Origin of the sequence: Desulfosporosinus paludis (assembly GCF_045689965.1) — a bacterium.
Classification (GTDB): Bacteria; Bacillota; Desulfitobacteriia; order Desulfitobacteriales; family Desulfitobacteriaceae; genus Desulfosporosinus; species Desulfosporosinus paludis.
Window position 1 is genome coordinate 1762902 of the sequence record NZ_CP144211.1, and the last position, 26922, is coordinate 1789823.

Below are 26922 nucleotides of genomic sequence, written 5' to 3' on the forward strand. Positions count from 1 at the left end.
CATGATAAGGTCTTACCAAAGGGGAGAGTCAAGGGTTTCTTTGCGGCATCCGTTTTGAGTCTTTCGCTAAGTAACGCAACCAATCTTTTACCTCTGATGTCAACAGCTTCTTATTCAACTTCCATTGCCAATTTCCTGCGATGGTTCCCGGAACGTTCATCCTTGCCTCAGTACCCAGACCCAAGACATCTTGCATCGGGGTAATAACCCAAGCAGCTTTGCTTAGATACAAATCTTCGATAAGTTTCCTGCAGGTCTCTTTGACCTGTTCTGGCTGTTGTTCTAGTTGTTCCTCTTGTACTCCCTGCTCAACCTCAGGTTCCTCTCGTCCTGAACGAATCGTAGATTTGTACCATCCCAGTAAAGTATCATTGTCATGGGTTCCCGAGTAGTAGATGATATCCATGTCTTCTTCAGCCATTTCTTCAATTGAGGTGAACTGGAGAACCTTCATCCCCGGGAAGCCAAAGATCCTCTTTAAAACGTTAACTTCCGTCGTAATAACCCCCAAATCCTCGGCGATAAAGGGCAGCCTACCGAATTCCTGCGCTAAGCTTTCAAATAAACGCTTTCCGGGTCCTTTCATCCATCGACCATTGATCGCTGTCTCTTCCTTGGCATCAATCTCCCAATAAGCCTCAAAACCCCGAAAATGATCCAGGCGGACATAATCGAAGAGCCCCAAAGCAAGTTTTATTCTTTGCTTCCACCAGATATAACCTTCAGCTGCCAAGGCATCCCAATCATAGACTGGATTCCCCCATAACTGACCCGTCTTGCTGAAATAATCAGGAGGAACCCCAGCTACTTTCGCAGGTTTTCCGGCCTCATCCAGTTTAAAAAACCTGCGGTTAACCCAAACATCGCAACTGTCGCTTGCTACAAAGAGAGGGATGTCCCCTATGAATTTAATCTCTTTTGCTAAAGCATACCGGCGAAGCTCTTGCCATTGATAGTAAAAGGTATATTGAACAAAACGGTTAAATTCCACCTCTTCTGCAAGCTTACGAGAATACTCCGCCAGTGTATCAGGGTCACGGCAGGCAAGCCCTGATTCCCAATCATACCATGCTGTATCCCCGAAATAAGCCTTTAGGGCTCGGTATAAAGCATAGTCATCCAGCCATTCCCGATGATCCTTTTGAAAGGCTAAATAGTTCCGGCGGGAAAGATACTTGGACTTCGGCGGAGATTTATCAGAGTCATCTTTTCGAATCTGAGCCTTGAAAGAATTATACGCCTTTCGGAGACCGACTTCTTTAAGCATCTCAGGAGAGAGCGATTCTTTAGGCAAGGTTTCCAACAAATCCGCTTGTAAAAGTCTCTCCTGAACCAAACTTTCCAAACTTATCAACCTCGAGTTTCCGGCAAAAGCAGAATCACTCTGATAGGGAGAATCACCTAACCCCACAGGGTTTAATGGCAGCACTTGCCACAAAGATTGATCGGAGTCAACTAAGAAATCAATAAAATGATAAGCCTCTTGGCCTAGATCCCCCATTCCTAACTCTGAAGGCAATGAGCTAAGATGCATTAACACTCCACAGGAACGAAAAAAGTCTTGGCGCGGAAAAGGAAATTGACAAGATCGATGTAACAGCACTTGAGCTGATAAAGGATTTAGCTTAAATATCTGAGCACTTTGAGTAAGATGATCATTTTGCGCAGTTTGAGCATCTTGACTGCTTTGAACTATTTGCCCCGTTTGCTCACTTTGGATCTTTCCATCCAGCAAGTCTATCACCAATGGATTCTGAACGAGGCGATGCCGTAAATTCTTATTCAAGGTAATTTCTCGAGCTTGTGTCCTATGGCGGTTAATCAGGACTACAATTTCTTCGTCTCCCCACAAACGCTTAAACCCATAAATATCCGGTTCTTGACAAAAAGACTGGAAATCCCCTGACTGTAAGCCCTCATACTCCAAACGCAGCCTTATGATCTTTTTATACCAATTCAAAATCTCTTGGTCCTCTCGTCCCCAGGGATAGGTTCCACGATTATAAGGATCGCTGTAACCTTCCAGTCCTGCTTCATCACCATAATAAACACAAGGCACACCGGGAAATGTCATTTGGATCAGGCTGATAAGCTTTAGCCTTTGTATTGCTATCTCGCGGGCTTCAGGAGAAAGTTTATAGGTTCGCTTCCGGCTTTCCGGCAAATCTTCTTCAGGGGAAGCCTCTCCTAAAAGAGTTAAGATTCGTTCCCGATCGTGGCTTCCAATGAGATTCATGGCCCCATAGAAGTTCTCCCGGGGGTAATTTTCCAGCAAGCGCATCACCTGTTGATGCGCTAAGTTTGAATTTGTTTTTCCGAGGATGAAGTGGAGAAAAATCTCTCGGAATGGGTAATTCATGGCGGCATCCAACTCATAGCCCCAAAAATATTCACGCAGTTTGCCATAGCTCTGCTTATTGGAGGCGTCTTCCCATACTTCTCCGATCAAAACCGCTTCCGGATTGATTGTTTTGATTGTTTGTCTGAACTTCTGAACAAACTCATCCGGAAGCTCGTCAGCGACATCCAGCCGCCACCCCGCAATTCCTTTAGCCATCCACTTTCGTATGATCCCGTTCTCAGCATTGAACAGAAAATCTTGAAAGGAAGGTTCAAATTTATTTACTTCCGGCAAATCTTCAACATTCCACCAGGACTTATATTCCTGAGTATTGGCTTTGAATTGATACCACGTATAGTATGGAGAATCTGCAGACTGGTAAGCCCCTAAGCTTTGGTAACTACCATAGCGATTAAAGTAGACGCTGTCACTTCCAGTATGACTAAATACACCGTCTAAGATGACAGCAATGCCATATCGCTTCGCTTGGATCACTAGCCGCTCAAAGAGCTTCTCATCCCCATACATAGGATCAATGTGTTGATAATCTGCTGTATCATATTTATGATTACTCGATGCCTCAAAAATTGGGTTGAGATAGATGATGCTTATGCCTAATTCCTTAAGATATGGTAACTTTTTTATAATCCCTAACAAATTGCCGCCAAAAAAATCCCAGTCGGTTACTTTTCCATCTTCATCTTTAATATAGACGGGATTATCATACCAATTAGCATGCCAAAGGGCATTCTTTCTGGGATAAAGAAGGAAACCGTCTTCATGAGCATGATAAAATCGATCCACAAAGATCTGGTACATGATTCCTTTCTGATACCACGCAGGAATCTTCATAGGGTCATGGACAGTCACTTGATAGGAAGGTGGTTCTTTTTCCTCAAGCTCTCCATCTCCGCCCAACCGATCGGCATTATTGCCATAATAGAACTCCTGACCTCCTACAGAAATCCTAAAATAATACCAGACCAGCCCGGGGCCCTTTGGGGCCTGGTACTCGGCCTCAAAGAGGATTTTCTCCGAAACCTTCAGTTTGGAGACCATAGGGATTAATCGTTCTTTTTCACTCTCCCAAACACGTAAAAAGCAGTCTTCCACTGGGATAGCCGAGCATATTTCAATACGAAAAATGATCGTTTGCCCGCAGGAGACCGCTCCAAAAGGATCACGATAATCTAAATTATGAGAGTCATGATACGCAGAAAATCCCATATTTACTCTCCTACAGCTTAATCTCGAACTCTTTACAGGATAAGCGACGGCTATGCAGGCTTATTTATGAAAGCTTTTCTCAAAGCAGCCTTAAAAATCCTCTTTAAATAGTGATCTATAGATCGCTAGATAAGCATCGGCGGACGAATTCCAACTTGAATCCCGATTCAAGGCACTATTTTTTAAGTTAGTCCAGGCAGATTTATCTGAGCTATAAATCTTTACAGCTCGCTGAATCGCAAACAATAATTCATGAGCATTGTAATTAGCAAAGCTAAAGCCATTACCTTCGCCAGTATATTCATTATAGGAAATTACTGTATCTTTTAAACCTCCTGTTTCCCGCACAATCGGGATCGTTCCATAACGCATCGCAATCATTTGAGATATACCACAAGGCTCAAATCGTGAAGGCATCAATAAGATATCCGTCCCAGCATAAATTCTGTGCGCTAGTCCATCATTAAATTCCCTCTTAAAAGCGAACTTTTCCGGATGTTTTTCGGCAAAGGCTTGTAGTGTCTCCTCATACAGTTGGTCTCCCGTTCCAAGGATAACCACTTGAACATCAAGCAGAAGAATCTCTTCCAAAACAAAGCTGAGCAAGTCAAGCCCTTTCTGATCAACTAAACGGCTTACCATCCCCAGAACCGGAAGGTCAGCCCGCACAGGAAGCCCTAAAATTTGCTGCAAATCCTTTTTGTTGTTTTCTTTGGCATGAGGAGAACTGCCATATGGGGACACAATGGAGGAATCAGAATATGGGTCATAAACCTCATAATCTATGCCGTTAAGAATGCCGGTTAAAGAATCCCTGCGTTTTTGCAAAATTCCTTCAAGCTTCTCTCCGTAGAAGGGATATTGTATTTCCTGGGCATAGGTTGGACTCACCGTCGTAATCCAGTCTGCATAGAGAAGACCCGCTTTCATAAAATTTACCGCACCATGGAATTCCAGAGCTTCCTCTGTGTAAAACGTTTCACCCAACCCAATTACATCCGCAAGAACCTCTCTAGGGAAAATCCCCTGGTACTTAAGGTTATGAATCGTAAACACCGTCTTGATCGAATAATAAAGGGGTTCTTTGGCATAAAATTCTTTTTTCATCAGGGGGACCAAAGCCGTATGCCAGTCATGACAATGAAGGATATCCGGCTTAAATTCCGGCAGATGAACAAGACTTTCCAACACGGCCCGAGAAAAAAAACTATACTGTTCTGCCTCGTCATAGTCTCCATAAATCTTTGGACGCCTAAAATAATACTCATTGTCGAGGAAATAGTATCGAACCCCATTATAGGTTAATTCTTCAAGCCCGCAATACTGTCTGCGCCAGGCAACGGGCACATAGAAATGATTAATATGCTTAAACTTATTGCGAAAATGTTCGGGGATAACACTATACTTCGGCATGATCACGCGAACATCTGCACCTTGTCTTTGCAAGGCGACAGGTAACGAACCGCCAACTTCACCCAGGCCGCCCGTCTTGACAAAAGGATCTGCCTCCGCAATTGCAAATACAATTTTCATCTTATCCCTCTTTTCTCAATCTTAAACCAAAGAACCTTTTAGTACGACCAAAGGAGTATTCATGTTGCCCTTCAACACATTTTCTTCATGAACTTTTACAAACTTATCGAGAATAACATAATCCAAACGGGCACCGGCTGAGATTTTACACTTCTGCATAATAATGCAGTTGTTAATCGCAGCTCCTTGTTCCACAATCACTCCGCGAGATAGAATTGAATTATTAACTTCTCCTTCGATGATGCACCCACTCGATATTAAGGAATTTGTCACTTTTGCTTGTAATCCGTGCTTGGTAGGAGGATTGTCCACGATTTTAGTATGTATCCGATCATGGCCAGTCAATACTTCCTTACGGATTTCCGGATTCAGTAATTCCATGCTCCTGGCGAAGTAATCCTTCACTGAATTTAACGTGCCGAAGTATCCATGAAAAGGAACTCCGATAATTTTCAGAGCGCTAATATTCTCCTGAATAACGTCCATGAGATTCATAGCTTCTATTGATCTGTATCCTTCGACGATTTTCAAGAGAAGCTTTCTGCGAATAATTAACATGTCGATAAAATAATTTTGGATTTGCCCTGCGGATTCTGCCGTATGGCTGCCATGAATATTGAGGATTTTTTGATGATCCCCAATGATAAGGCGTTCTTTGCCAATCATAGCGCAAGAATCAGCACTTTCTTTATATATCAACGTAATATCTGCTTGCCTTTTCTTATGATTCTCTAAAGCTTCTTCATAATTAATATTAAAGACATGATTGCAGCCACTAATAATAATATTTTCCGATAAGTCTTTGAGCAGGTACTCTTTATTGAGCTGTAAATCTTTAAGTCTAAATTTTTCGTTTTCGTCGGATAAACCATGAATTGCACCGGGTAAGATAAACAATCCTCCCGATTTGCGGTCAAGAAACCAATCTTTCCCGGCTCCCAAATGGTCGAGTATCGACCGATAATAGCGAGGGGTAACTAAGCCAATCGTCCACAATCCGGAATTAACCATGCTGGATAGGGCAAAGTCCAGCAATCGGTAACGTCCTCCGAACGGAACTGCTGCTGTTGACCTTTCGAAGGTTAACCCCTGCAGGGTATCAGAGCCGTTATTGCCAAACAGGATACCAATTGCATTATGCATCAACTACCCTCCCTTCAGCTTGCTTTAAAGGGCCGAATACAAATTACTGCCTGCACGAATGACCGACCCTTTGCCTAACACATAATGGTCCTCAATAACGGTAATCCCGGCCTGTCTCACAACCGCTTCTGCCTCCAGGCCGATCAAGCAATCGCTGAGAACTTTTGCGCTCTCACCGACAATTGTTTTGTTGATCTTCGCATGGCTGTTAACCTTCGCCTGCGGCAACAAAATGGAATTTTTTACGGTGGCTCCTTCCCCGACATAAGCGCCAGGAGCCAAAATCGAATGACTAACCTCTCCAAGTACGACGCAGCCGTTGCTGATTAAGCTGTTTTGAATTATTGCCGTCGGACCAATATATTGCGGAGGCAAGATATCTTCATTGGAAAATACCCTTTGGGTCGGATCAAACAGACTGAAGGCCTCTTCTCCATCGAGAAACTCCATATTGGCCTTATAATAGCTTTCTATTGTCCCTACATCTCTCCAATAGCCTTGGAATTTATAGGCATAGAGTTTTTTCCCTAATTCAATTTGTTTCGGAATGATATTTTTACCAAAATCTTTTTCTGATCGAGGATCCTGTTCGTCGTCAAGCAGTGCTTGCTTAAGAATTGCCCAGTTAAAAACATAGATTCCCATTGAGGCTAAATTGCTGTCAGGATTAGGAATTTTCTCGGTGAACTTTGTTATTTTGCCGTCTTCATTAATCGTCACAATCCCGAACCTTGAAACTTCCGCCCAAGGAACTTCGATCGTCGAAATGGTGATGTCTGATCCTTTTTCCTTATGATAATTTAGCATCGAGAGATAATTCATTTTATAAATATGGTCCCCGGAGATAATAAGCACATAGTCCGGGTCATAAAAATTAATAAACTTCAAGTTTTGAAAGATCGCATTGCCGGTTCCTTTATACCAGCTTAATTCATGTTCTCCAACAAAGGGCGGCAGAATATGAACGCCGCCGAAAGGATTATCTAAGTTCCAGGCAGAACCCATCCCGATATATGAGTTCAGCAAGAAAGGTTTGTATTGGGTAAGAACCCCTACGGTGTTGATGTTAGAATTTGCACAATTACTTAAACTAAAATCAATAATTCGGTACTTGCCGCAAAAGGAAACCGCAGGCTTAGCGATATTACGAGTCAGACTGCCTAACCTGCTTCCCTGCCCACCTGCCAAAAGCATGGCAATACACTCTTGTTTAGGCATACTTTTTCACCTTTCTCTCCGTGTTCCAGCCACCCCTAACTGTTCGATTCAAATCCTCTGCCTTATCTTCCAAATCTGATTCGCATATTCTCTGATGGTACGATCACTTGAGAAAACACCTGATTTTGCGATATTGACCAAGGACGTTTTATACCAAATATCTTGCTGAGCATAAGACGTTTGAAGCTTTTTATGAGCTTCTATGTAGGGAGCAAAATCTTTTAAAACATAATAATCGTCATTGTAAAGCAACAGCGAGTCAAAAATCACCCTGAATTCCTCTCCACTCTTGTCAAAAAAACCATTGACCAATTGATCGACACAAAATCTCAGGCTCTGATTTAAGTAATATTGATCTAAGGATTTATATCCACCCTCGCGCGAGCAGCGGATCACTTCATCAGCTGTAAGTCCAAAGATAAAAACATTGTCCTCTCCTACAGCTTCCTTGATTTCTACATTTGCTCCATCCAGTGTTCCAAGGGTGATCGCACCATTCATCATAAATTTCATATTCCCAGTTCCCGATGCTTCCTTACTGGCAGTAGAAATCTGTTCGCTAATATCTGCCGCTGGGTAAATTAACTCCCCAAGAGAGACATTAAAGTTTTCCATAAAGACGACTTTAAGTTTTTCCTGAATCTTCGGGTCCCTAGCGATTTTTTCTGCTAACGTATTAATGAGTTTAATAATCGTTTTGGCATAATGATAGCCAGGTGCTGCTTTTCCTCCAAAGATGAAGGTTTGCGAACCAATGACAGAGTTTGGATCCTCGGCAAGCTGATTATACAAATACATTATTTTTAAGATATTGAGAAGCTGCCGTTTGTAAGCATGTATCCTTTTAACTTGTACATCAAACATTGACAGCGGATCAAGCTCCAAACCCTGTGAATCCTTTACATACTTAACTAATTGACATTTATTAAGATACTTTACTTTAGCGAGCTTTTCCAAGAAGCTCGAATCATCCTTGAATGGCAATAGATTTTCAAGCTCCTCGGCGTCTTTCTTCCAGGCTGGTCCAATAGCTTCCGTGATTAGATTAGACAGGGCCGGATTAGCGGCTAAGAGAAACCTTCGATGGTTGACACCATTCGTTTTGTTGTTAAACTTATAGCTAAAAATCCTATAATAATTCTTAAAGACCTGCTGCTTTAAAATTTCGGTATGCAGCAAGGCAACCCCATTGACTGATGAACTGCCGATGATGGCTAAATTGACCATCTGAACTTGTCCGTCTCTGATAATTTGAGTATCCTGTGTGAGGTTTCTGTCATCCATGAACCTCTTGGCTAACCGCTCTTTAAATCTCCGATCGATTTCCTCGATGATCATGTAAATTCTTGGCAAAAGACTTTCGAATAAATCGATCGGCCATTTTTCCATAGCTTCCGGCATAATCGTATGATTGGTGAATGAGATAGTATTCACGGTAATATTCCAGGCCTTATCCCAACCTAAACCTTCTTCATCAATCAGGATGCGCATTAGTTCAGGAATGCACAGCACGGGATGCGTATCATTGATATGAACTGATACCCAGCGGGAAAAATCTGCGAGAGCTAGATTGCGTTTTTTAAAGCTTCGCAAGATCGACCCTAATCCTGCCGCCACAAAAAAGTACTCTTGTTTTAACCTTAATTCTTTGCCTGAACGGCTGTTATCATCGGGATAGAGAATATAAGAGATGGCTTCGACCTCTGACCTCAGACTTACCGCCTGATCAAACTCTCCGCGGTTGAACGAAGCAAAATCCAGCTCATAGGATAAGGGTTCAGCGCTCCACAACCTTAAATTATTAATATTGGAAGGATTATCATAACTCATGACCGGAATATCATAGGGAACTGCCAGAACCGGCTCATAATGTTCATGGTAAAATACTAGTTTCCCTTGTACAAATTCTGTCCTGACATTGCCTTTGAATTTAACGACAATACTCTTTTCCGGTCGGCGTATCTCCCAAGGATAGCCATTCCTCAACCAATTATCCGCCACCTCCGTTTGAAAACCATTTCTAATCTTTTGCTCAAACAACCCATACTTATAACGGATACCGTTGCCATGCCCTGATATACCTAAAAATGCCATGGAATCCAGAAAACAAGCTGCTAATCTTCCCAGACCGCCGTTTCCCAGACCTGGATCTGCTTCTTGTTGTAATAACTCGTCAAGATTAATTCCCAACTCCGCTAAACCTTCTCGGACCAGTTCCTCCACTTCCATATTGACCAAGTAATAATGAAGCAGCCTTCCGATCAAAAACTCCATGGAAAAATAATAGACTTGTTTTGTGTACATGGTTGACTTCTTCGTTAACGCCCTGTTAAAACTCATGTTCTCTTTAAGCAGCAAAACCAACGTTTTATATTTATCCCAGAGTGAGCCTTCATCAAGAGTAATTCCTTCAGTTTCACTTATTTTGGTAAGGTAAGCTAGTTTAAAATTTTCTTTGCTTGCAAACATTTGACCCACCCCGTCTTAATTTGTATTTATACTGCGGTTTGAATATGACGGTTGCTAAGGGAGGAAGTTTAATTCTTAAGGAAAAAATCCGGCCATGCCATTTAACCTTCTCTGCTACAAGAGGCGCAGGATTAAGATGATTCGAACCGCCAAAACGTTCATTATCGGAATTTAAAATTTCTTGATAGATTCCTCTTTGCGGAACTCCAATACGGAAATTCTCATAACTCACAGGCTGGAAATTGATCACCACAACGAGGCAATCGTGTAAATTTTTCGCCCGCCGGCAAAAAACAAGGATGCTTTGCCCATTGTTATCAGCATCAATCCATTCGAACCCCGACCAATCATGATCATTTTCCCAGAAGGCTTTTTCCTGTTGATAAAGTTTATTAATCCTCCTAACGTATTCCTGATATTTCTTGTGCAGATCATAATCTAAAAGCAGCCAATCCAGCCCTGCGTCATGACGCCATTCAATGAATTGGGCAAATTCCCCACCCATGAACATTAATTTTTTACCAGGGTGTCCCATTAGATACCCTGCCAGATTCCTTAACCCCGCAAATTTCTGCCAATAATCTCCAGGTATTTTTTCCAGTAACGACCGCTTCCCATGAACTACTTCATCATGAGAAAGCGGCAACACAAAATTCTCGGAAAAAGCGTAGGTTAACGAGAAATTTAAGAGGTGGTGATAATCTTTCCGACGGGAGAAGTCAAGCTGCATATAGCGCAGCGTATCGTTCATCCAGCCCATATTCCATTTATAGTTATAGCCAAGCCCATTGACATAGGGCGGATAGGAAACTAAAGGCCAGGCGGTGGATTCTTCAGCAATCATAAGAACACCAGGATAGTGCTGGAACACGACCTCATTCAACCTTTGCATAAAGGCAATTGCTTGCAGGTTTTCTCTTCCTCCATAACTATTATGTTCCCAAGCTTTATCCGGCTTTTCAAAATCCAGATAAAGCATGCTGCTGACCCCATCCACTCTAAGTCCGTCAATGTGAAATTTTTCAAACCAAAAAACCGCGTTGGAAATAAGAAAGCTCCAAACTTCAGTTTTAGAAAAATTAAAATTGTAAGTTCCCCATTGAGCATGTTCATCTTTCTCATAGACAGACGAACCATTAAATTTTCCTAAACCGTGGGCGTCTTTGCAAAAATGCCCTGGTACCCAGTCTAAAATTATTCCTATCCCTGCCTGATGACAACAATCAACAAAATACATAAAATCATGAGGAGTTCCATATCGGCTTGAACAGGAATAATACCCTGTTACTTGGTAACCCCAAGAACCATCGTAAGGATGCTCCATAACGGGAAGTAGTTCGATATGGGTATAGCCCATGCTGACAACATAATTTAGCAATTCTTCGGCGAAGTCGAGCCAATGATAAAAGCTCCCGTCTACTTTTCGTCTCCAAGATCCCAGATGGACTTCATAAATTGCCAGGGGTTTCTCCTTAGGTTGACTCGTTTCCCTGCGCAAAATCCAATCCTGATCCAGCCATTGATAGCCCTCAAGTGAATAAATCCTGGAGGCTGTTAAAGGTCTAAGCTCAGAGCAGAAGGCGAAGGGGTCAGACTTCAGGAGTACATCACCTGTTTTTGTGTGAATCTCAAACTTGTATAATCCGCGTACGATTTCCGGAATAAAAAGAGTCCAGACGCCTGTTGTTCCAACTTCAGCCATGGTATTCTGCGCTGCACACCAGTCATTGAAGTCTCCAACAACATGCACGGCAGCGGCATTAGGTACCCAGACCACAAAATGAGTTCCCAGCTTACTATCTTCTTCAAGGATATGAGCACCGAACTTTGTATAAGACTTGTACAATTCTCCTCGATTATAGAGATAAATTTCCTCAGAGCTTAAAAATTCCATGCTATTCATAAACCACTGCCTTTACGTTATCCTTATTAATGTTGTATTCAAGGTCGCGGAAAAATAGTATTTTTTACAAGTCATCAAACAAGGCTAGAAGCGTCTTTTTAACCTCTAGCCCTGTTTCGACTAAAAGACATACAAAAAGAGGTTTATAGCCGTAATATAGCGAATTAGTCATAAATTATTATTTTAATTTAAATGTTTGGGATGGTTTTTTATGGATATATTAGGTTTGATCACCATTGTATTAGTTGCATCGATTTTACAAGCGGGGACTGGATTTGGCTTCTCTATAATGGCCACTCCTTTTTTGCTTCTACTTTTTGAGTCACACGATGCAATCCAGTTAAATATAATACTTTCTCTTTTAATATCTTTTATTATGAGTATAAAAATACACAATGAAGTCAATCAAGAGGTTTTGGTTCGATTAATAAAGGGAAGTTTAATAGGAATAGCGCCAGGATTTCTTCTCTTCATTTTTCTTAATGTGCGACCTCTAAAAATTATAGTAAGTATACTGATTCTTGCATCAACTGGTTTGCTAGCTGCTAAAATTAATCTTAAACAGACAAATTCAAGGGAACTAATAATAGGAGCTCTATCGGGCTTATTGACAACAAGTATAGGAATGCCTGGCCCTCCATTGCTTATCTATTTCGCAGGAGCAAATGTTGATAAGAAAACACTTCGCAGTACTTCACTAGCTTACTTTGTGTTTGTTTATTTGATTAGCCTTTTGCTACAGTTTTCGATGTATGGAATTTCAAAAAGTGTTTGGATATCAACTTTATGGGCCTTGCCATTTGCTTTACTAGGAATTATTTTAGGTCAATGGGTATTTGTACGATTAAATCAGCAGCTTTTTCAAAAAATAATCTATGTCTTATTATTCGTTACAGGCATGTATTTATTAGTGACAACTTTTTAAAGCCATTTTAAACAAACAAGGCTGGAAGCCTCATTGGTTCCAGCCTTGTTTGAATTTGTAATTTTAAGATTCCTACTCTTTAACATTGCTTTTTGACAAATTCTCTACTTAAACTCCAAAAAAACTTCACAATTTGTTCCTTTTTGCATCACAAATTTGAGTTATCCTTGAGAGGTAATCAACAAAAAGTTCTTCTGCAAAAAATTGGCCATAGTTGACATTCTTTAACAGGAAGGCAACTCTTGACTCGAAATAATTTTCAACTAGGGAGGAATCTATCATGGATGAAGAAATCCGTTTAACCAAAACTGATGATACTCAATCTGTTGAAGACACATCAGCGGAAAACCAAAGCTTTAATACCCAACCTACTTGGCAACAGCCAAAAAGCAGCAAACCTAAGCGAGGGAGACTAGTTGTTGCTACGGCAGGCCTTTGCATCATGAGCGCCGTCATTGGTGGTCTCACCGCGGTGGCGGTAGTTCCTTCAATTAATTCTGCGTATACCGTATCTCCCGTCAAAACAACGAGTTCGATTACCCAGGTATCCACCTCGAGTCAGACTGATTCTCCGGTTTCCCAAATCGCTAAAGCAGTTGGTCCAGCCGTCGTAGGAGTCTCGAATTTCCAATCCGGGCAAAGCTTCTTTGGCAACAGCGGCAACCTCCAAGAAGCCGGCAGTGGTTCCGGATTTATCATTGATGCTCAAAAAGGATATATCGTAACAAATAATCATGTCATCGACGGAGCGCAAAAGATCACGGTCAGCTTAAGCGATGGCCGCAATCTTGTGGCAAAAGTCATAGGCGCTGATCCGAATACAGACCTGGCTGTCTTGCAGATTTCCGATACCAAAAACCTAACCGCAGTCCAACTGGGGGATTCAAGCAAACTTGAAGTCGGGGAATCCGTTGTCGCTATTGGAAATCCAGGCGGTGATGAATTTGCTCGTTCCGTAACCACAGGTGTCGTCTCGGCTACAAATCGTGCCCTTAACATTCAAGGGGAAGCCAGCTTTAATCTTATCCAAACGGACGCAGCTATTAATCCCGGTAACAGCGGTGGACCTCTTGTAAATTATCAAGGGCAAGTCATCGGCATTAATTCAGCGAAATATGCTGAATCCGGTTTTGAGGGAATGGGTTTCTCCATCCCCATCTCCGATGCCCTGCCGACAATCCAACAGCTCATCAAATCTGGAGTAGCAACCCATCCCGCTCTTTTAGTAAGCACAAACGATCAGTATCTCTCTTATGCTCAAGATAACAATCTACCCCTTGGAGCTTATATCTCCAGCGTAACTCCCAACGGTCCTGCCGACAAAGCAGGAATCCAGAAGGGAGACGTTATCACCAAAATCAATGATGTACAAATTCAAAGTTCCACCGACCTCGTTCGTGAACTTTACAAGAACACTGTCGGAAGCAAAATATCGATCACTTATGTCCGCGATGGAAAAACGAAGACCGTTCAAGCAACTCTAGGTGAAATTTCCTCGAATCAATAGCCAAAGCGATGAAAAACACAGAATCAGTTCATTTGAAAAGAGGCTGTCTCAAAATGATGTCTACGACATCACGAAGAGGCAGCCTCTTTTCAATATTTGGGGAAAAATAAGTTGAGATTGTGAAATCACAAGGGAGTATTCCTGATTTCACAATCTTATTGTTATATTTGGGAACGCTAAAAGAGCACTCTCTAAAACTCCCTAATTAAAAGGCATAAGCAGATTACGCAACCTCTATTTTATGTAACGAACAGCCACATCTGTCTTGTTGTATTTTGTTGTGCAACTTATTGATGTTAAAACCAAAGCTCAAAAGCAAAAATTCAGTTTCAACATTCTTTTTACCACGCATTACAAATCTTCGGAAGCTATGATCTTCCTTCAGAATTCCAAAAGCCCCTTCAACCTGGATGGAACGATTCATTCTTAGTAGGATACCTTCAGCCGTTGTGATATTATGTAAGGATTCTTCTCGTTTCTCCAAAAATACTTTTGATACAGATAGTTTCTTATTACCCGCTGCTTTTGTGCATTGTTTTTTGAATGAACAGCCTCCACAACTCTCACACTCATAGAGAGTTACATCCGATTTATAACCACTTTTCGAAGTTCTTGTCGTCTTTCCGACAGCCACTAGTTTTTTATTATTTGCACAAAGATATTCGTCTTTGACTGCATCATAGACCATATTTTCCCGTTTACCAATGATCTTACTAAAGCTTTTTTTCTTCATTACTTCATAGGTCTGTGGCTTAATGAAAGGCTTTAGTCCTTGTTTCTCAAAATAAACATAGTTTTCTTCACTTTCGTAGCCTGCATCAGCAATGACATTATGATATCTTTTAGGTAAGTTCTCAATTAGCTTTTCTAAAAAAGAAATAAGAGTCAATTGATCGGAGCGCTCACTCGAAATGGCCAATCCAACGATATATTCAGCCTCTACGCCAATCTGCACATTGTATCCTGGCTTTAGCTGAGAATTTCTCATATGATCTTCCTTCATATGCATAAAAGTGGCATCCGTATCCGTCTTTGAGAAGCTATTTCTACCATCAAAAAGCTCGTTATAACGATCATATCTCGTTTGTTTTTCCAAGAATTCTTCTAGTGTCTCTGTTGCCCTTTGCAGATTAGTCTTGCGTTTTCCCTTTCCAGAAACAAACTCTATTTTTTCGGCTTGTTGCTTCTCCTTCAGAAAAGCAATGTAATTCTGAAGGGTTTCCACTGTGATTGCCGACTCGCTTAATGGAATACCAGTTTCGATTTCTTTATTGAGTTTCACAAGAAATGCCCTGGCTTTTTCTTGCAGTTTCTGTTCATTTTTGATGGTGGTTTTCTTCCATACGAATGTATATTTATTGGCATAGGCCTCAATTTTTGTACCATCTATAAAAATATTTTCATACTGGATCTCACCCAGTTCACCTAGTTTAACGACCAATTGGTTGAAGAGCCCTTCGATAATTCCTTTAATCCGACCGTTGCGGAAACGAGCAATCGTATTATGGTCGGGCACCTTCTGTCCTTGGAGCAACCACATGAAATTAATATCTCTCCTACAGGCTTCCTCTATTTTTCTGCTTGTGTAAATGTCGTTCATGTAAGCATACACCAATACTCGGAATAATGTCTTGGGTGTGACTGCTGGATTTCTTCCCTTGGAAGAGTACGCCTTGTTTAAATTTGTATAATCTAATCCCTCCGTCATATGGCATAGCAGTCTCACCGAGTCATCTTCTGGTATTAATACTTCCATGTTTAGTGGGAGCACGAGTTGATAAACCCCACTATTTTCGTTATAATTTTTGCGTATAGTTTTGTTTTGTAGCATAAACTAATTATACCGAAAAGACGGGTCTTTGGACTTGTCTTTTTGTATTTTTACACAGAAAGGGGCTGCCTCTCCATAGAAATTATATTTCTATTTTGAGACAGCCTCTTTTCATAGCGTGCTCTCGTTTCTGCCATGCCATGTACAATTTGTACAATACCTTTAACTCTATTTGTCTCCTCCGGCATCCACTTGTATCCAAAGATTTCTGTCCCTTCTTCCGACTTAAACGTAAAGTTCCGAGAAAGCACAGGACTCCCCCCTATGATCTTTTAATGTTTGCCTGTTTAATTCTCTCGGCTCCAATATATTCCTTCTTATTTGGAAAAGATATTTTATGTTGGGCGGCACTTACTAAAAATAAATTACTTTATCCCCTACAATAAAATGTCGGATTATGTTATTGTGGAACCTAGATAAGCACTAAGGAGGAATAGGAATGCTGGAAATCCAGAACGTATCTCTGGGACTCAATGAGGATAACGGGGTCGAAATCCTCAAGGAGATTAATTTAAAATTCTATGAAAAAAAGATATATGTTATTACCGGACCCAATGGCGGGGGCAAATCATCTCTTGCCAAACTCATTATGGGCGTTTACAACCCTACTTCTGGAAAGCTTTTACTGGACGGACAAGAGATCACTAACATGAGCATTACCGAACGAGCCCGCTTGGGAATCGGATATGCGTTTCAGAATCCACCTCGCTTTAAAGGCATTAAAGTGAAAGAGCTTCTCCAAATGGCGGCCTCCCATAACCCTGAAAAGGTTAATATTTGTGACCTCCTTTATGATGTAGGCTTATGTGCCCAGGATTATCTCAACAGAGATGTCGATGCCAGCCTCTCAGGCGGCGAAATGAAACGGATTGAAATTGCCACAGTTCTTGCCCGAAACCTTAAACTAGCGGTGTTTGATGAGCCGGAAGCCGGAATCGATTTATGGAGTTTTCAGAAATTGGCGGAGACGTTCAGAAATATTCATTTAAAATATGAGACCACTATCGTGATCATCTCACATCAAGAACGGATTATGGAGTTAGCCGATGAGATCATTCTGATGTCTAACGGAATGATCAGTGCACAATCGGAACGAGATACAATTTTGGCAGGAATTCTCAACAACGATGCATGTCTTTGCAGTGCGAACTGCGCGAAAGGAGGCAGTCAAAATGCTCAATGCGCTGGATAAGCTTATGTTGGAGAAGGTAGCAGACCTTCATGAAATCCCCCAAGGGGCTTTCAATATTCGGAAGAATGGCCTTGGGGTACAAAGAAATACCACGGCAAATATCGATATTGTTACCAAAACCGACAAACCGGGAATTGACGTGATTGTTAAACCCTATACAAAAGGAGAAAGTGTTCACATCCCTGTTATCGTGACCGAGGAAAACCTTAATGATCTCGTCTATAACACCTTTGAAATCGGGGAGTATTCCGACGTCTTGGTCGTAGCCGGGTGCGGGATTCATAATTCTGGAGACCACAAATCTCAACACGATGGAATTCACAACTTCTTTGTTCGCCGAGGGGCAAAACTTAAATATGTTGAAAAACACTATGGTCAGGGGGAAGGAACCGGCGAGCGGGTACTAAATCCTAAGACCATTATCGAGGCCGAAGAAGGTGCTGTGGTCGAACTTGAAATGATTCAGATAAAAGGTGTCGACCATACAAAAAGAGACACTCAAATCCGACTCATGGACAACGCTAAACTAATTGTTACTGAACGACTCCTTACCAACAAAGAACAAGATGCCGAATCGAACATAACGGTTGAATTATTAGGGGAAAATTCTTCAGCTCAAATCATTTCCCGCTCGGTTGCTCAGGATAACTCCAAACAGGAATTCTATTTTGATTTAGTCGGGCGCAACAAAGGCCGGGGGCATATTCAATGTGACGCCATTATCATGCATAATGCCCAAGTCCTTTCCACTCCCAAAATATCCGCCCATCACAGCGAAGCACAGTTGATTCACGAAGCAGCTATTGGCCGAATTGAGTCGGAACAGTTAATCAAGTTGATGTCTCTCGGATTCTCAGAATCTGAGGCTGAAGATACTATCCTCAATGGCTTTCTTAAATAATGCTGTTTTGAAATTATAAACTCAGCACTCATCCTAATCGTTTTATAAAACAAGGCTGGAGAACATTGATTCAAGTAGCTACATTCAGCTTGTTATTTGGGTGACGGCGCTTTTACATCCTCATTTTCGCTTACCAGCAACAAAACATAAGCATCCTCACTTCACTTTGACAGTGAACAGAGGATGCTTTTTGATTGTTGTAAACACTTGAAATTTCAGAGACTGAGCTATTGGAAAAGTATTGCCTCCATGCGGCATCACATAAACGGATTCCGGCTGACGCTCTAAGATTTGGGCGGTAAGGTTCCAAGCCTCCTCCAAGGAAGATGCAGGAATCATCTTCATTCCTTTGACGACTTCCTCACTCAGGGCACTAATCAGTATCACAGGGGTTTTGCGGCAGATGCTTGCCGTTCTTAAGCTAACAAAGTTCGAAGTACAGCATTTCTTGGCCATAAGCAAGGTTAATTCGGTTCAAGCCTGGTCCCCCCTCATACATCTTGACAGTCTGAGACTGTCTTAAACTTTCAACAGGTTTTTCCTGTCAATCTCTAGGCTCTGATTCATTCTTTTAAGCACTAAAACGATGCAATCCTCAACTGAAATGCTTCCCCCACTGACATTTGTTCCCGCACCCCGAGGAACAACGGGAATCTTTTCACGATTTGCCAGCTTGAGAATCCGGGAGACTTGTTCTGTCGTACCGGGATAGACCACGACCCCCGCCAAATCTTTAGTATCTGATTTTAAAAAAGAAGCATCATACGTATAGCAATATAAATCCTCTAAGGTCGTATAGAGATTCTCTTCTCCTACAATTCCCGTTAGCTCTTAAATAATCTCAGGTTTCAAAGTCATTGCCTCCTCTGCTGGGCTCCACTGATCGACGAATTCATCCTATAACTTTTCGCTTCTTACAATATTTCGCCATCCATTCTAAATATCCTTCAAAACACTCTCTATTTTTGCTATCTGTTATATATCACCGGGCGAACGTTGCATGGGAGAGCAAAGTGCTTCATAATGTTTGGTAAGGCATTTCACTACATATATTAAGAATGAATCACTATTGGAAGTTTCCATTTAGAGGAGGATAAAACGTGAAGTATCTTAATCTATTTCTTTTAGCCATCCCGATCAGCATCTTCTTGCACCTCTCAAATAGTTCGCCCATTCTGCTTTTTTTGTCGGCTTGTTTAAGCATTATTCCGCTCTCAGGCTATATGGGCAAGGCTACCGAAGAAATTGCCATCTATGTTGGTCCAAGTATCGGAGGTTTATTGAATGCTACCTTCGGGAATGCCGCCGAACTGATCATTACTGTCTTTGCCTTAAAATCTGGCCTTGTCGAAGTCGTCAAGGCATCAATAACCGGCTCGATTATCGGTAATCTCCTGCTCGTTCTAGGTCTTAGTATGCTTATTGGCGGTTTTAAGTTTAAGACTCAGAAATTCAATCGTGCAGCGGCCGGTATGCACACTTCAATGTTGCTTTTAGCGGTTACCGGATTGATTATCCCAGCGATCTTTCTCGATACTCATACCAACCCAGCTGCAGAGCCTTTAAGCCTCGGCGTTGCCACGGTCTTAATTCTGGTTTATTTGCTAAGTTTACTCTTTTCTCTTCACACGCATAAAGATGTTTTCCGTCCGAGCCAAGAACACTCGGAAACCCCTAAATGGTCTAAGCTGAAAGCGTTGTTCATTCTCCTCATCGCTACGTTCTTTGTTGTGATTGAAAGTGAATTTCTGGTCGGCGGAATCGAGCCCGTCGTCAAAACTTTGGGGATCAGCGAACTTTTTATCGGTGTCATCGTTATCCCGATCATCGGTAACGCTGCCGAACATTCCACGAGTGTTATGATGGCCTTAAAGAACAAAATGGAAATAAGTCTCGAAATTGCCATTGGCTCGAGTACTCAAATTGCCCTCTTTGTTGCCCCATTGCTTGTCTTTCTCGGATACTTAATGGGTCATCCTCTTGATTTGATCTTTACGGGCTATGAACTGATCGTCATTATTTTGGGAACTGTGATTACTGCCGTGATTAACATGGATGGCCGCTCGAATTGGCTGGAAGGTGCTCAATTATTAGCCGCCTATGCAATTATGGCCATGGCCTTTCTCTTTGTATGAGATAGGTGCTGTCCATACTTGGGGAACTGAAGTTCTTATATCAAAGGTGCTTTTCTTAATGCCGTTTGGAGGAGGAATAGTATGCCGAAAGAGATTGTAAAGGATCACCCTGCGAAAGCAAGCAACCGACGTGTTCACTTGGCCAATGAGCGAACCTTTTTAGCCTGGATCAGAACAAGCATTGCCATTATGGCCTTTGGCTTTGTTGTAGAACGTTTCACATTGTTTCTTAAACAAATGTCTTATGTCTTGGGACAGTCCAACGTGGATATTCCCTTACCACCTTCTCATGGATACTCCGCAATGCTTGGAATCTTTCTGGTTGCTCTCGGCTCACTCATAAGTATCTTGGCCTATGTTAAATATAAGAACGTTGACGCTCAAATCGACTCAGACAGTTATCAGCCTTCTTCCTTCCTTAATATCTTACTCAGCATCTCTGTTTTAGCCGTCGGAATGTTTCTGATAGTTTATTTACTTCAAAGCGTTTAATCAATACCGATAAGTCAATTCCTGAATTTAAATAGAATTCTAAAAGCTAAAGGGCTGCAGCCAAACTAATCAGTTTACTGCAGCCCTGCTTATTCATGTTGAACAATAAAATAAGAGCACGTAATGGTCTTATCTAGCACCAATATAGATCACTGATTACCTAACAATAATCTTTCGACTAAGGCTAAGCAAGTCACTACCTAAACTGATGGTTCGTTCGACTAAACAGAATATCTACCCAGCTAAATACAACCTTTCGGCTGCATCTAACCAGCGCATTTTCTTACACAGACATACATCGTTTGAACATATGGTTGTATAAGTGAAATTCAACACTCTGCAAAATCTTAGCTCGACCTTTTATGCTAAGTTGGAACCTCAAAACAATCGCTAGACTGCTCTAAAGCTTTTCCCTACCACAAAAAATCTTCCCTCGGACTATAAGCAAGCGTTTGTCACACCTGTTTATAATCTTTGGCCGACCTATATACACCCTGTAAAAGCATATATAAATCTTGGCTCGACCATTACGTACCCTTATGATCCTATTATTACCCTAAGCCACGACTAATACTCTGGTAAATTATGCCTATCTAAAGAGTATCAGCTCAATCTCTCTTGTAGTTATAGTCTCTCACAAGAATGGCAAAAACCGCTAGTTGAAATAGCGGCTTTTTTACGGATTCTGTTTAATGCAACAAGGAGAGAATTTTATTCTTGTTAAAACCGACAACCATCTCTTCTCCCACAATAAATGCCGGCACGCCCCTGATGTTCCTTTGTTGCAATTCATTTAAGGCTTCCTCATCCGTGCTGATATTCCGTTCTTGGAAGGAAATTTTGTTCTGCGAAAGAAACTCCTTCGCTGCGGTACAGTAGGGTCAGGTATCGCTGGTAAACATTGTAACATTCTTCATTCGAGTTCCTCCTTATTTTTCCTAGACTAGGTATAAGTATTACATAAAGTAATATTTTTTATCCATAGTACACTATAGTGAAAACAATCATCGACCGCTTGGGCGGCTAGGTTTATATCACAAGTGCAGAAAACAAAAGCACGACGTTTACTTCTACACTTGGTATGTGTACAAATAAAGTGACGTGCGGATAGACTAAGCGTTATTGAGATTTTTTATTAATTTTTCACGCTTTCGATCGCTTTCTTAATATAACCTCTATGCTCCTCGAGTATCTTTCTGGCGGAATCTTGAGCAAGTCCTGTTTTAACCATAAATATGCTTAATTTAACATCATTATTGGTTTTCTCAAGGTATTTTCCTGCTTCTTCTTCGCTTATTCCAGTGGCAAGCATGATGATTCTTTTTGCTCGAGCTACAAGCTTGGCATTGGAGGTTTTTACATCGACCATTAGGTTCCCATAAACCTTGCCAAGTTTAATCATGGTGCCCGTGCTGAGCATATTAAGCACTAACTTTTGGGCGGTACCCGCTTTCATTCTCGTTGAACCCGTGATTACCTCCGGCCCAACCACAACAGTAATGGGAACGTCCGCTATCTCGGCCATCTCACTATCGGCATTCATCGTTACACAGAGGGTAGCTGCACCTACTTCCTTAGCGAACTTCATACCACCGATAACATAGGGCGTTCTGCCTGAGGCCGCTATGCCACAGACAACGTCTTTTTCCGTCAGTTCTTTTTCCACAAGATCACTTTTACCAATCTCGAAATTGTCCTCAGCGCCTTCAACAGCTTTGAAGATAGCAGTATGCCCACCTGCAATCAGACCTTGAACCAGAGTATGATCAACCCCAAAGGTTGGAGGGCACTCCGAGGCATCCAGAATACCTAACCTGCCGCTGGTACCGGCGCCCATATAGATTAACCTGCCTCCATTTGCTAATCGTTCGACGATCACATCCACGGCTTTAGCAATACTCTCCTTGGCCTTTTCAACGGCCAAGGCTACCCTCTTATCTTCTTCATTAATCATGGATATCATCTCAAGAGTGCTGACATTGTCAATATTCATGGTAGAAGGATTGGTTCCTTCCGTAGTCAGGTTTGCAATTTTCTCAACCCGCATGGTATATTTTACCCTCCTATAAGCGACTATATAAGAATTATCGATTACTACGTTTATTTCAGGAACTCATTTTCTATAAATAAAAACTTTGTTTCTTCCTGTATAAAATCAAGCAGGATTAATTCACTATCTATGACCTTCCCTACAACATTGACTCTGGCATCCTGAGGAAGATCTTTTTTACATACCTGTAGTTCTCCACAGTAGCGCAGATAATCTTTATTGTCGATAGTAATCGAGCCTTTTTCTCTTAGGATCGTATTAAAAGGTTCAATTATGTGCCCACCTTTTAAAGCAGTCCGTGAATTTGTAGACCTCATGACATCTTCGGCAGGGTCAGGCCTGTTTGCATGTGCGCATTCAAAGATAATCCTTTTTTCCATTTCAGAACAGTGAAAGGTTTGAACACAAAATTCAAGGACATTTTCCTTGACTTTACCAACAGTTTTTAATTCCTCAAAAGTTGGAATGCTATCACCGAAGATAACATCATCAATGCCCAGGGCAAAAAGGTGTTTTGCTGCTAAATAGGGGCTGATCGTTCTATGTTTTTCCAGTGTGGGCAGCCCCTCAAAAATAGGGCCTCTCCTAAAAACCAGGGAAGGGATAAATGCAGAGACCTTCATATTATAGTTCTTTAGTAGATTATTTTTTCGAAGCAAAGTTTCTTCGGAAATTCCAGTGTTTAATCTCGGGTAGTAATTATGGCAAGCTTGAAGTTTGGTGAAATCCGGATTGTACTTTTCAATTTCAGCAAAAAAACGACGAGTAACTGTACTTGCATTCAGTTCAATCATTAGACCGTAAGGATTCCTGCTGAATTCAGCAATCTCGTCAGGGGTAAAACCAAAGTCTACTCTGATGCCATAGATTCCCAGATCCCTGAGGGGTTGAAGATTATTCATCCCGGCATTTAAATACGTAAAGGCCCGGGGAGAGATATCTGCTGTAACCTTCATGTTAAGATGGTCGGCCAGGGAAACCATCGCCTTGAATTCCTCAACGGCATTTTGGTAATCCGCTTCTGGTATATGAAGTGATGTAAAAATGGTACTAAAGCCAAGTTCCTTAGCCCTTTGAATATATTGCAGATTTTCTGCAAGCGTATACTGCATTCCGCAATAAACCGAGATTCCTTTGGCCATATTCATTACGTCCTTTATTAAACAAAATAAAGAGTTATTTCTCAGGAGTCCGAAACTAAGGTAGCGTGGGGGAACCGTGTATCGTCAGGGGGATTTTACTCTGAAAATCAGGTAAGTTACAATTGCGGCATGGATGCCCAAGGGATACAGCGGTCAGCGAACCATATCAGGCAGACATCAATCCTGCTAGTTCGATCATCTGCGCGATGGAAAGCGCCGCTATATCCCGAGTGAGCACTCCATGCTCCAATTAATTATTCTTCCGGATCATCAAATCCTAAGAGATATGCAGCAGCAAAACCTGCAATATAAGCTACCAAGACACCGCCAAGGTAAACTAGAGGTTGTTTTGTAATGACTGCAAGCGGGAGCCCGGATAATCCCATACTGATTGAGGCAACCTTCATGGCTGCATTAAAAGCTCCACCAAAGGCTCCGCCGATACAGGCTCCAAGGAATGGTTTGCCCAAGGGAAGAGTTACGCCATAGATTAGAGGCTCTCCCACCCCAAGGATACCAACAGGGAGTGCCGATAAGATCGTTTTTTTCAGTCTCTTATTTTTTGTCTTAACAAAAACTGCAAAGGCTGCTCCCACCTGTCCTGCTCCAGCCATGGCAAGTATGGGAAGTAGGAGATTCTGTCCCGTGGTTTTTAATAGATCGGCGTGAATAGGTGTGAGACCCTGGTGTAATCCTGTCATAACTAAGGGCAGGAAGGTTCCGCCGAGAATAAATCCTGTGACCGGACCACCATTTTGGATAGCCACTTTGACGGCTGTCCCGATTGAATCGGAAATAACACCTCCAAGGGGCTGCAATACAAATATGGCCGCGAAACTAGAAATTAGTACGGTGAGAAGTGGAGTCATGAATAAATCGAGAGATTCGGGAACAAATTTCCTGATTTTCTTTTCCAGCCAGCTGGAAAATGCCACTACTAATAAAACAGCAATGATACCGCCACGCCCCGGAACAAGACTTGCGCCAGCAATTTTAACATTCGCCAGTGTCGGCATCGTGATGACTGCAGCCATAGTACCGCCAAGCATGGGTGAACCGCCAAATTCTTTCGCTGCATTGACACCAACAAAGAGGTTAAGTCCGAAGAACACTGCCCCGCCCACAACGGTTAATATTCCTCCAGTAGGTGAAGCACCGAAACCCGGATTGAATTTGACAATAATGTTCATAATTCCTTGTATAAGCCCGCAAGCAATAAAGGCAGGTATCAAAGGGATAAAGATACTGGATATCTTTTTTAATAAAAGTTTAAAAGGAGTCGCATTTTTAGCCTTAATTTCGTCACGACGGATTTTTGCTTCGTCCATCTCGCCCGTTTGGATGCCCGTTAAGTTTGAAAATTCTAAAGCTACCTTGGTAACTTTTCCAGGACCTAGGATAATCTGAAGTTGTCCGCCTTGAGTAACTGCTCCCATGACCCCATCGACGGTTTTGAAGGAGTTTAAATCAATATTCGCATCGCTTACGAGGCCAAGCCTGAGCCTTGTCATACAATACGTAACAGCAGAAACATTGTCTTTGCCGCCAACAAGTCGTAGAATGGATTCTGCCATTTCCTTTGGTGTCAGTTGTGGATTACTCACATCTTAATCCTCCCTCAAATAGATTATCTCGCTCTTATTTATACCCAATTTGGCTCCGTACGCTAGCCAAATTAATTACCGATAAAGAAAACTTGGCTGGTGCCAAGCCTTTGGCGCAGGCAGCCGCCTAGTTGCACTTATGCTGCAGAAAGTATTCAACGAAGTTATTACTTTCTGACAGTACAAAAAAATGAGCAGGGAAGTATAAAACTTCCCTGCTCATGCCCATTGCGGTAACACGCTGTGACGTGGTATAAAAAGATTGAATTTTGTTTGCATTATATCGTTATTCCAGAGACCTGTCAATCATTACTCTAACTTCTTTCTCCTGTCAAGAATATATATTATTTTTACCGCTTATCCATCGGACCAGGCCAAGCCAATTAGTCGTTGGCTGACATTCTAGAATGGGGTGAGTACAAATGGGAGCACATACCAACTATACGGTGATAAAAGTTTTTAATAACAACGTGCTGTTAGTTTCCGAAGGTAAAAAAGAGAAAATTCTTTTGGGTAAAGGAATCGGCTTTGGCAAACATCCTCAGGATAGTTTAGAGCACAATCATTCCATTGAAAAAATATTTTCTCTGGAAGAAGAAAGCTCGCAAAAGTTTACTGAGCTGATCACGACGGTTGACGCCAAAGTAGTAGGAATCTGTGAAGAAATCATCTACATGTTAAGCCAGGAAATGAATGAAGACCTTAATGAAAAAATCCATATTTCCTTGACAGACCATATTGCCTTTTGTCTCCACCGTCTCCGTCAAAACGACGAGATTTTGAATCCCTTTCTGATCGAAACCAAAACCTTGTATAAAAAAGAGTTTGCCTTGGCCAAAAAAGCTGTCGCCATTCTGGAGAAGGAGACGGGTCTCCAAATCCCTGAAGGTGAAGCGGGGTTTATCGCCCTGCACATTCATTCTGCCCGTAACCGGGGAAGCTTTCCAATACGCTCAAGTATACTTCCCTGGCCAGTTCGATAACCGAACTCATAGAGCAAGAACTTCATTTGGAAATCGATAAGACGTCGTTAGATTACGCCCGTTTTCTCACCCATATCCGTTTCGCCATCGAACGGCTCATTAATCAAAACCCGATCGAAAACAGACTCCTCAAAAGCATTAAACGGGAATATAAAGAGGCCTACAAAGTCTCTCTAAAAGTTGGCAAGTTGATCGAAGAAACCCTCAACCTGCCGGTTGCTCCCGACGAAATCGGGTATATCGCTGCGCACATTGCTAAACTTCAAAACAGATAACTCAAATAGCAAATTAAATTTTTGAGACATGAAGACGTTGACAGAAACAAT

20 protein-coding genes and 1 pseudogene are annotated in these 26922 nt (G+C 41.8%); 7 read left to right on the forward strand and 14 right to left on the reverse strand.

The genetic code is table 11. The features are described 5' to 3' along the window. Window positions 1–28: 28 nt before the first annotated feature. The 6 genes from VZF35_RS09025 to glgB form a co-directional block, all read right to left on the reverse strand. Window positions 29–3568, reverse strand: coding sequence for a bifunctional glycogen debranching protein GlgX/4-alpha-glucanotransferase (locus VZF35_RS09025; protein WP_407312922.1), 3540 nt, complete (start codon window positions 3566–3568; stop codon window positions 29–31). Window positions 3569–3658: 90 nt separating this feature from the next. Next, window positions 3659–5101 carry a glycogen synthase GlgA gene (glgA, locus tag VZF35_RS09030; RefSeq protein ID WP_407312924.1) on the reverse strand — a complete coding sequence of 481 codons (1443 nt, stop codon included), beginning with the start codon at window positions 5099–5101 and terminating at the stop codon, window positions 3659–3661. 21 nt (window positions 5102–5122) lie between these two features. Then, entirely contained in the window at window positions 5123–6244 is a 1122-nt protein-coding gene (gene glgD / locus VZF35_RS09035) for a glucose-1-phosphate adenylyltransferase subunit GlgD (RefSeq protein ID WP_407312926.1), read from the reverse strand. A 24-nt stretch (window positions 6245–6268) separates the two neighbouring features. Continuing rightward, on the reverse strand, window positions 6269–7462 hold the full coding sequence (locus VZF35_RS09040) for a glucose-1-phosphate adenylyltransferase (RefSeq protein WP_407312927.1): 1194 nt from the start codon (window positions 7460–7462) through the stop codon (window positions 6269–6271). Between the two features lie 48 nt (window positions 7463–7510). Further along, window positions 7511–9931: a glycogen/starch/alpha-glucan phosphorylase gene (locus VZF35_RS09045; protein WP_407312929.1), complete on the reverse strand. Its 2421-nt coding sequence runs from the start codon at window positions 9929–9931 to the stop codon at window positions 7511–7513. Further along, window positions 9906–11834: a 1,4-alpha-glucan branching protein GlgB gene (gene glgB / locus VZF35_RS09050; protein ID WP_407312931.1), complete on the reverse strand. Its 1929-nt coding sequence runs from the start codon at window positions 11832–11834 to the stop codon at window positions 9906–9908. Before glgB ends, VZF35_RS09045 begins: the two co-directional genes overlap by 26 nt. A gap of 211 nt (window positions 11835–12045) precedes the next feature. On the opposite strand from glgB, the gene VZF35_RS09055 reads away from it, so the two are divergent. After that, the gene (locus VZF35_RS09055) at window positions 12046–12759 is read left to right on the forward strand and encodes a sulfite exporter TauE/SafE family protein (RefSeq protein WP_407312933.1); all 714 of its coding nucleotides are present in this window, start codon (window positions 12046–12048) and stop codon (window positions 12757–12759) included. 280 nt (window positions 12760–13039) lie between these two features. Continuing rightward, window positions 13040–14266, forward strand: coding sequence for a S1C family serine protease (locus tag VZF35_RS09060; RefSeq protein ID WP_407312935.1), 1227 nt, complete (start codon window positions 13040–13042; stop codon window positions 14264–14266). Between the two features lie 223 nt (window positions 14267–14489). Here VZF35_RS09060 and VZF35_RS09065 read toward each other — a convergent pair whose 3' ends face one another. Both VZF35_RS09065 and VZF35_RS09070 read right to left on the reverse strand, forming a co-directional pair. Beyond that, window positions 14490–16097, reverse strand: a complete 1608-nt coding sequence (locus VZF35_RS09065; protein WP_407308493.1) for an IS1182 family transposase — start codon at window positions 16095–16097, stop codon at window positions 14490–14492. A gap of 50 nt (window positions 16098–16147) precedes the next feature. Beyond that, window positions 16148–16348: an alpha/beta hydrolase gene (locus tag VZF35_RS09070; RefSeq protein WP_407312937.1), complete on the reverse strand. Its 201-nt coding sequence runs from the start codon at window positions 16346–16348 to the stop codon at window positions 16148–16150. A gap of 188 nt (window positions 16349–16536) precedes the next feature. Between VZF35_RS09070 and VZF35_RS09075 the strand changes: the two genes are divergently transcribed. Together VZF35_RS09075 and VZF35_RS09080 are read left to right on the forward strand one after the other, a co-directional pair. Next, entirely contained in the window at window positions 16537–17289 is a 753-nt protein-coding gene (locus VZF35_RS09075; RefSeq protein ID WP_407312939.1) for an ABC transporter ATP-binding protein, read from the forward strand. Then, window positions 17270–18190, forward strand: a complete 921-nt coding sequence (locus tag VZF35_RS09080) for a SufB/SufD family protein (RefSeq protein WP_407312941.1) — start codon at window positions 17270–17272, stop codon at window positions 18188–18190. The genes VZF35_RS09075 and VZF35_RS09080 overlap by 20 nt, the downstream gene beginning before the upstream one ends. 156 nt (window positions 18191–18346) lie before the next feature. Here VZF35_RS09080 and VZF35_RS09085 read toward each other — a convergent pair whose 3' ends face one another. Both VZF35_RS09085 and VZF35_RS09090 read right to left on the reverse strand, forming a co-directional pair. After that, the gene (locus tag VZF35_RS09085) at window positions 18347–18646 is read right to left on the reverse strand and encodes a hypothetical protein (RefSeq protein ID WP_407312943.1); all 300 of its coding nucleotides are present in this window, start codon (window positions 18644–18646) and stop codon (window positions 18347–18349) included. A 63-nt stretch (window positions 18647–18709) separates the two neighbouring features. Next, window positions 18710–18907 (reverse strand): FAD-binding oxidoreductase, encoded by a 198-nt coding sequence (locus VZF35_RS09090; RefSeq protein ID WP_407312945.1) that lies wholly within the window; start codon window positions 18905–18907, stop codon window positions 18710–18712. Window positions 18908–19290: 383 nt separating this feature from the next. Here VZF35_RS09090 and cax point away from each other — a divergent pair, with 383 nt between their 5' ends. Further along, complete coding sequence (gene cax, locus VZF35_RS09095) at window positions 19291–20325, forward strand: calcium/proton exchanger (protein WP_407312947.1); 1035 nt, start codon at window positions 19291–19293, stop codon at window positions 20323–20325. Between the two features lie 81 nt (window positions 20326–20406). Continuing rightward, window positions 20407–20817, forward strand: coding sequence for a YidH family protein (locus tag VZF35_RS09100; protein ID WP_407312949.1), 411 nt, complete (start codon window positions 20407–20409; stop codon window positions 20815–20817). Window positions 20818–21506: 689 nt separating this feature from the next. On the opposite strand, the gene VZF35_RS09105 is transcribed toward VZF35_RS09100, so the two are convergent. The 4 genes from VZF35_RS09105 to VZF35_RS09120 all read right to left on the reverse strand — a co-directional run bounded on the left by VZF35_RS09105 (window position 21507) and on the right by VZF35_RS09120 (window position 25583). Beyond that, window positions 21507–21734 carry a glutaredoxin family protein gene (locus VZF35_RS09105; protein ID WP_407312951.1) on the reverse strand — a complete coding sequence of 76 codons (228 nt, stop codon included), beginning with the start codon at window positions 21732–21734 and terminating at the stop codon, window positions 21507–21509. Window positions 21735–21952: 218 nt separating this feature from the next. Next, window positions 21953–22864 carry an N-acetylmuramic acid 6-phosphate etherase gene (murQ, locus tag VZF35_RS09110; RefSeq protein WP_407312953.1) on the reverse strand — a complete coding sequence of 304 codons (912 nt, stop codon included), beginning with the start codon at window positions 22862–22864 and terminating at the stop codon, window positions 21953–21955. 53 nt (window positions 22865–22917) lie between these two features. Next, complete coding sequence (locus VZF35_RS09115; RefSeq protein ID WP_407312955.1) at window positions 22918–24009, reverse strand: DUF871 domain-containing protein; 1092 nt, start codon at window positions 24007–24009, stop codon at window positions 22918–22920. A 254-nt stretch (window positions 24010–24263) separates the two neighbouring features. Further along, window positions 24264–25583 carry a PTS transporter subunit EIIC gene (locus VZF35_RS09120; RefSeq protein ID WP_407314547.1) on the reverse strand — a complete coding sequence of 440 codons (1320 nt, stop codon included), beginning with the start codon at window positions 25581–25583 and terminating at the stop codon, window positions 24264–24266. A 452-nt stretch (window positions 25584–26035) separates the two neighbouring features. Here VZF35_RS09120 and glcT point away from each other — a divergent pair. Further along, window positions 26036–26871: pseudogene (gene glcT / locus VZF35_RS09125) on the forward strand (glucose PTS transporter transcription antiterminator GlcT). Window positions 26872–26922: the final 51 nt, after the last annotated feature.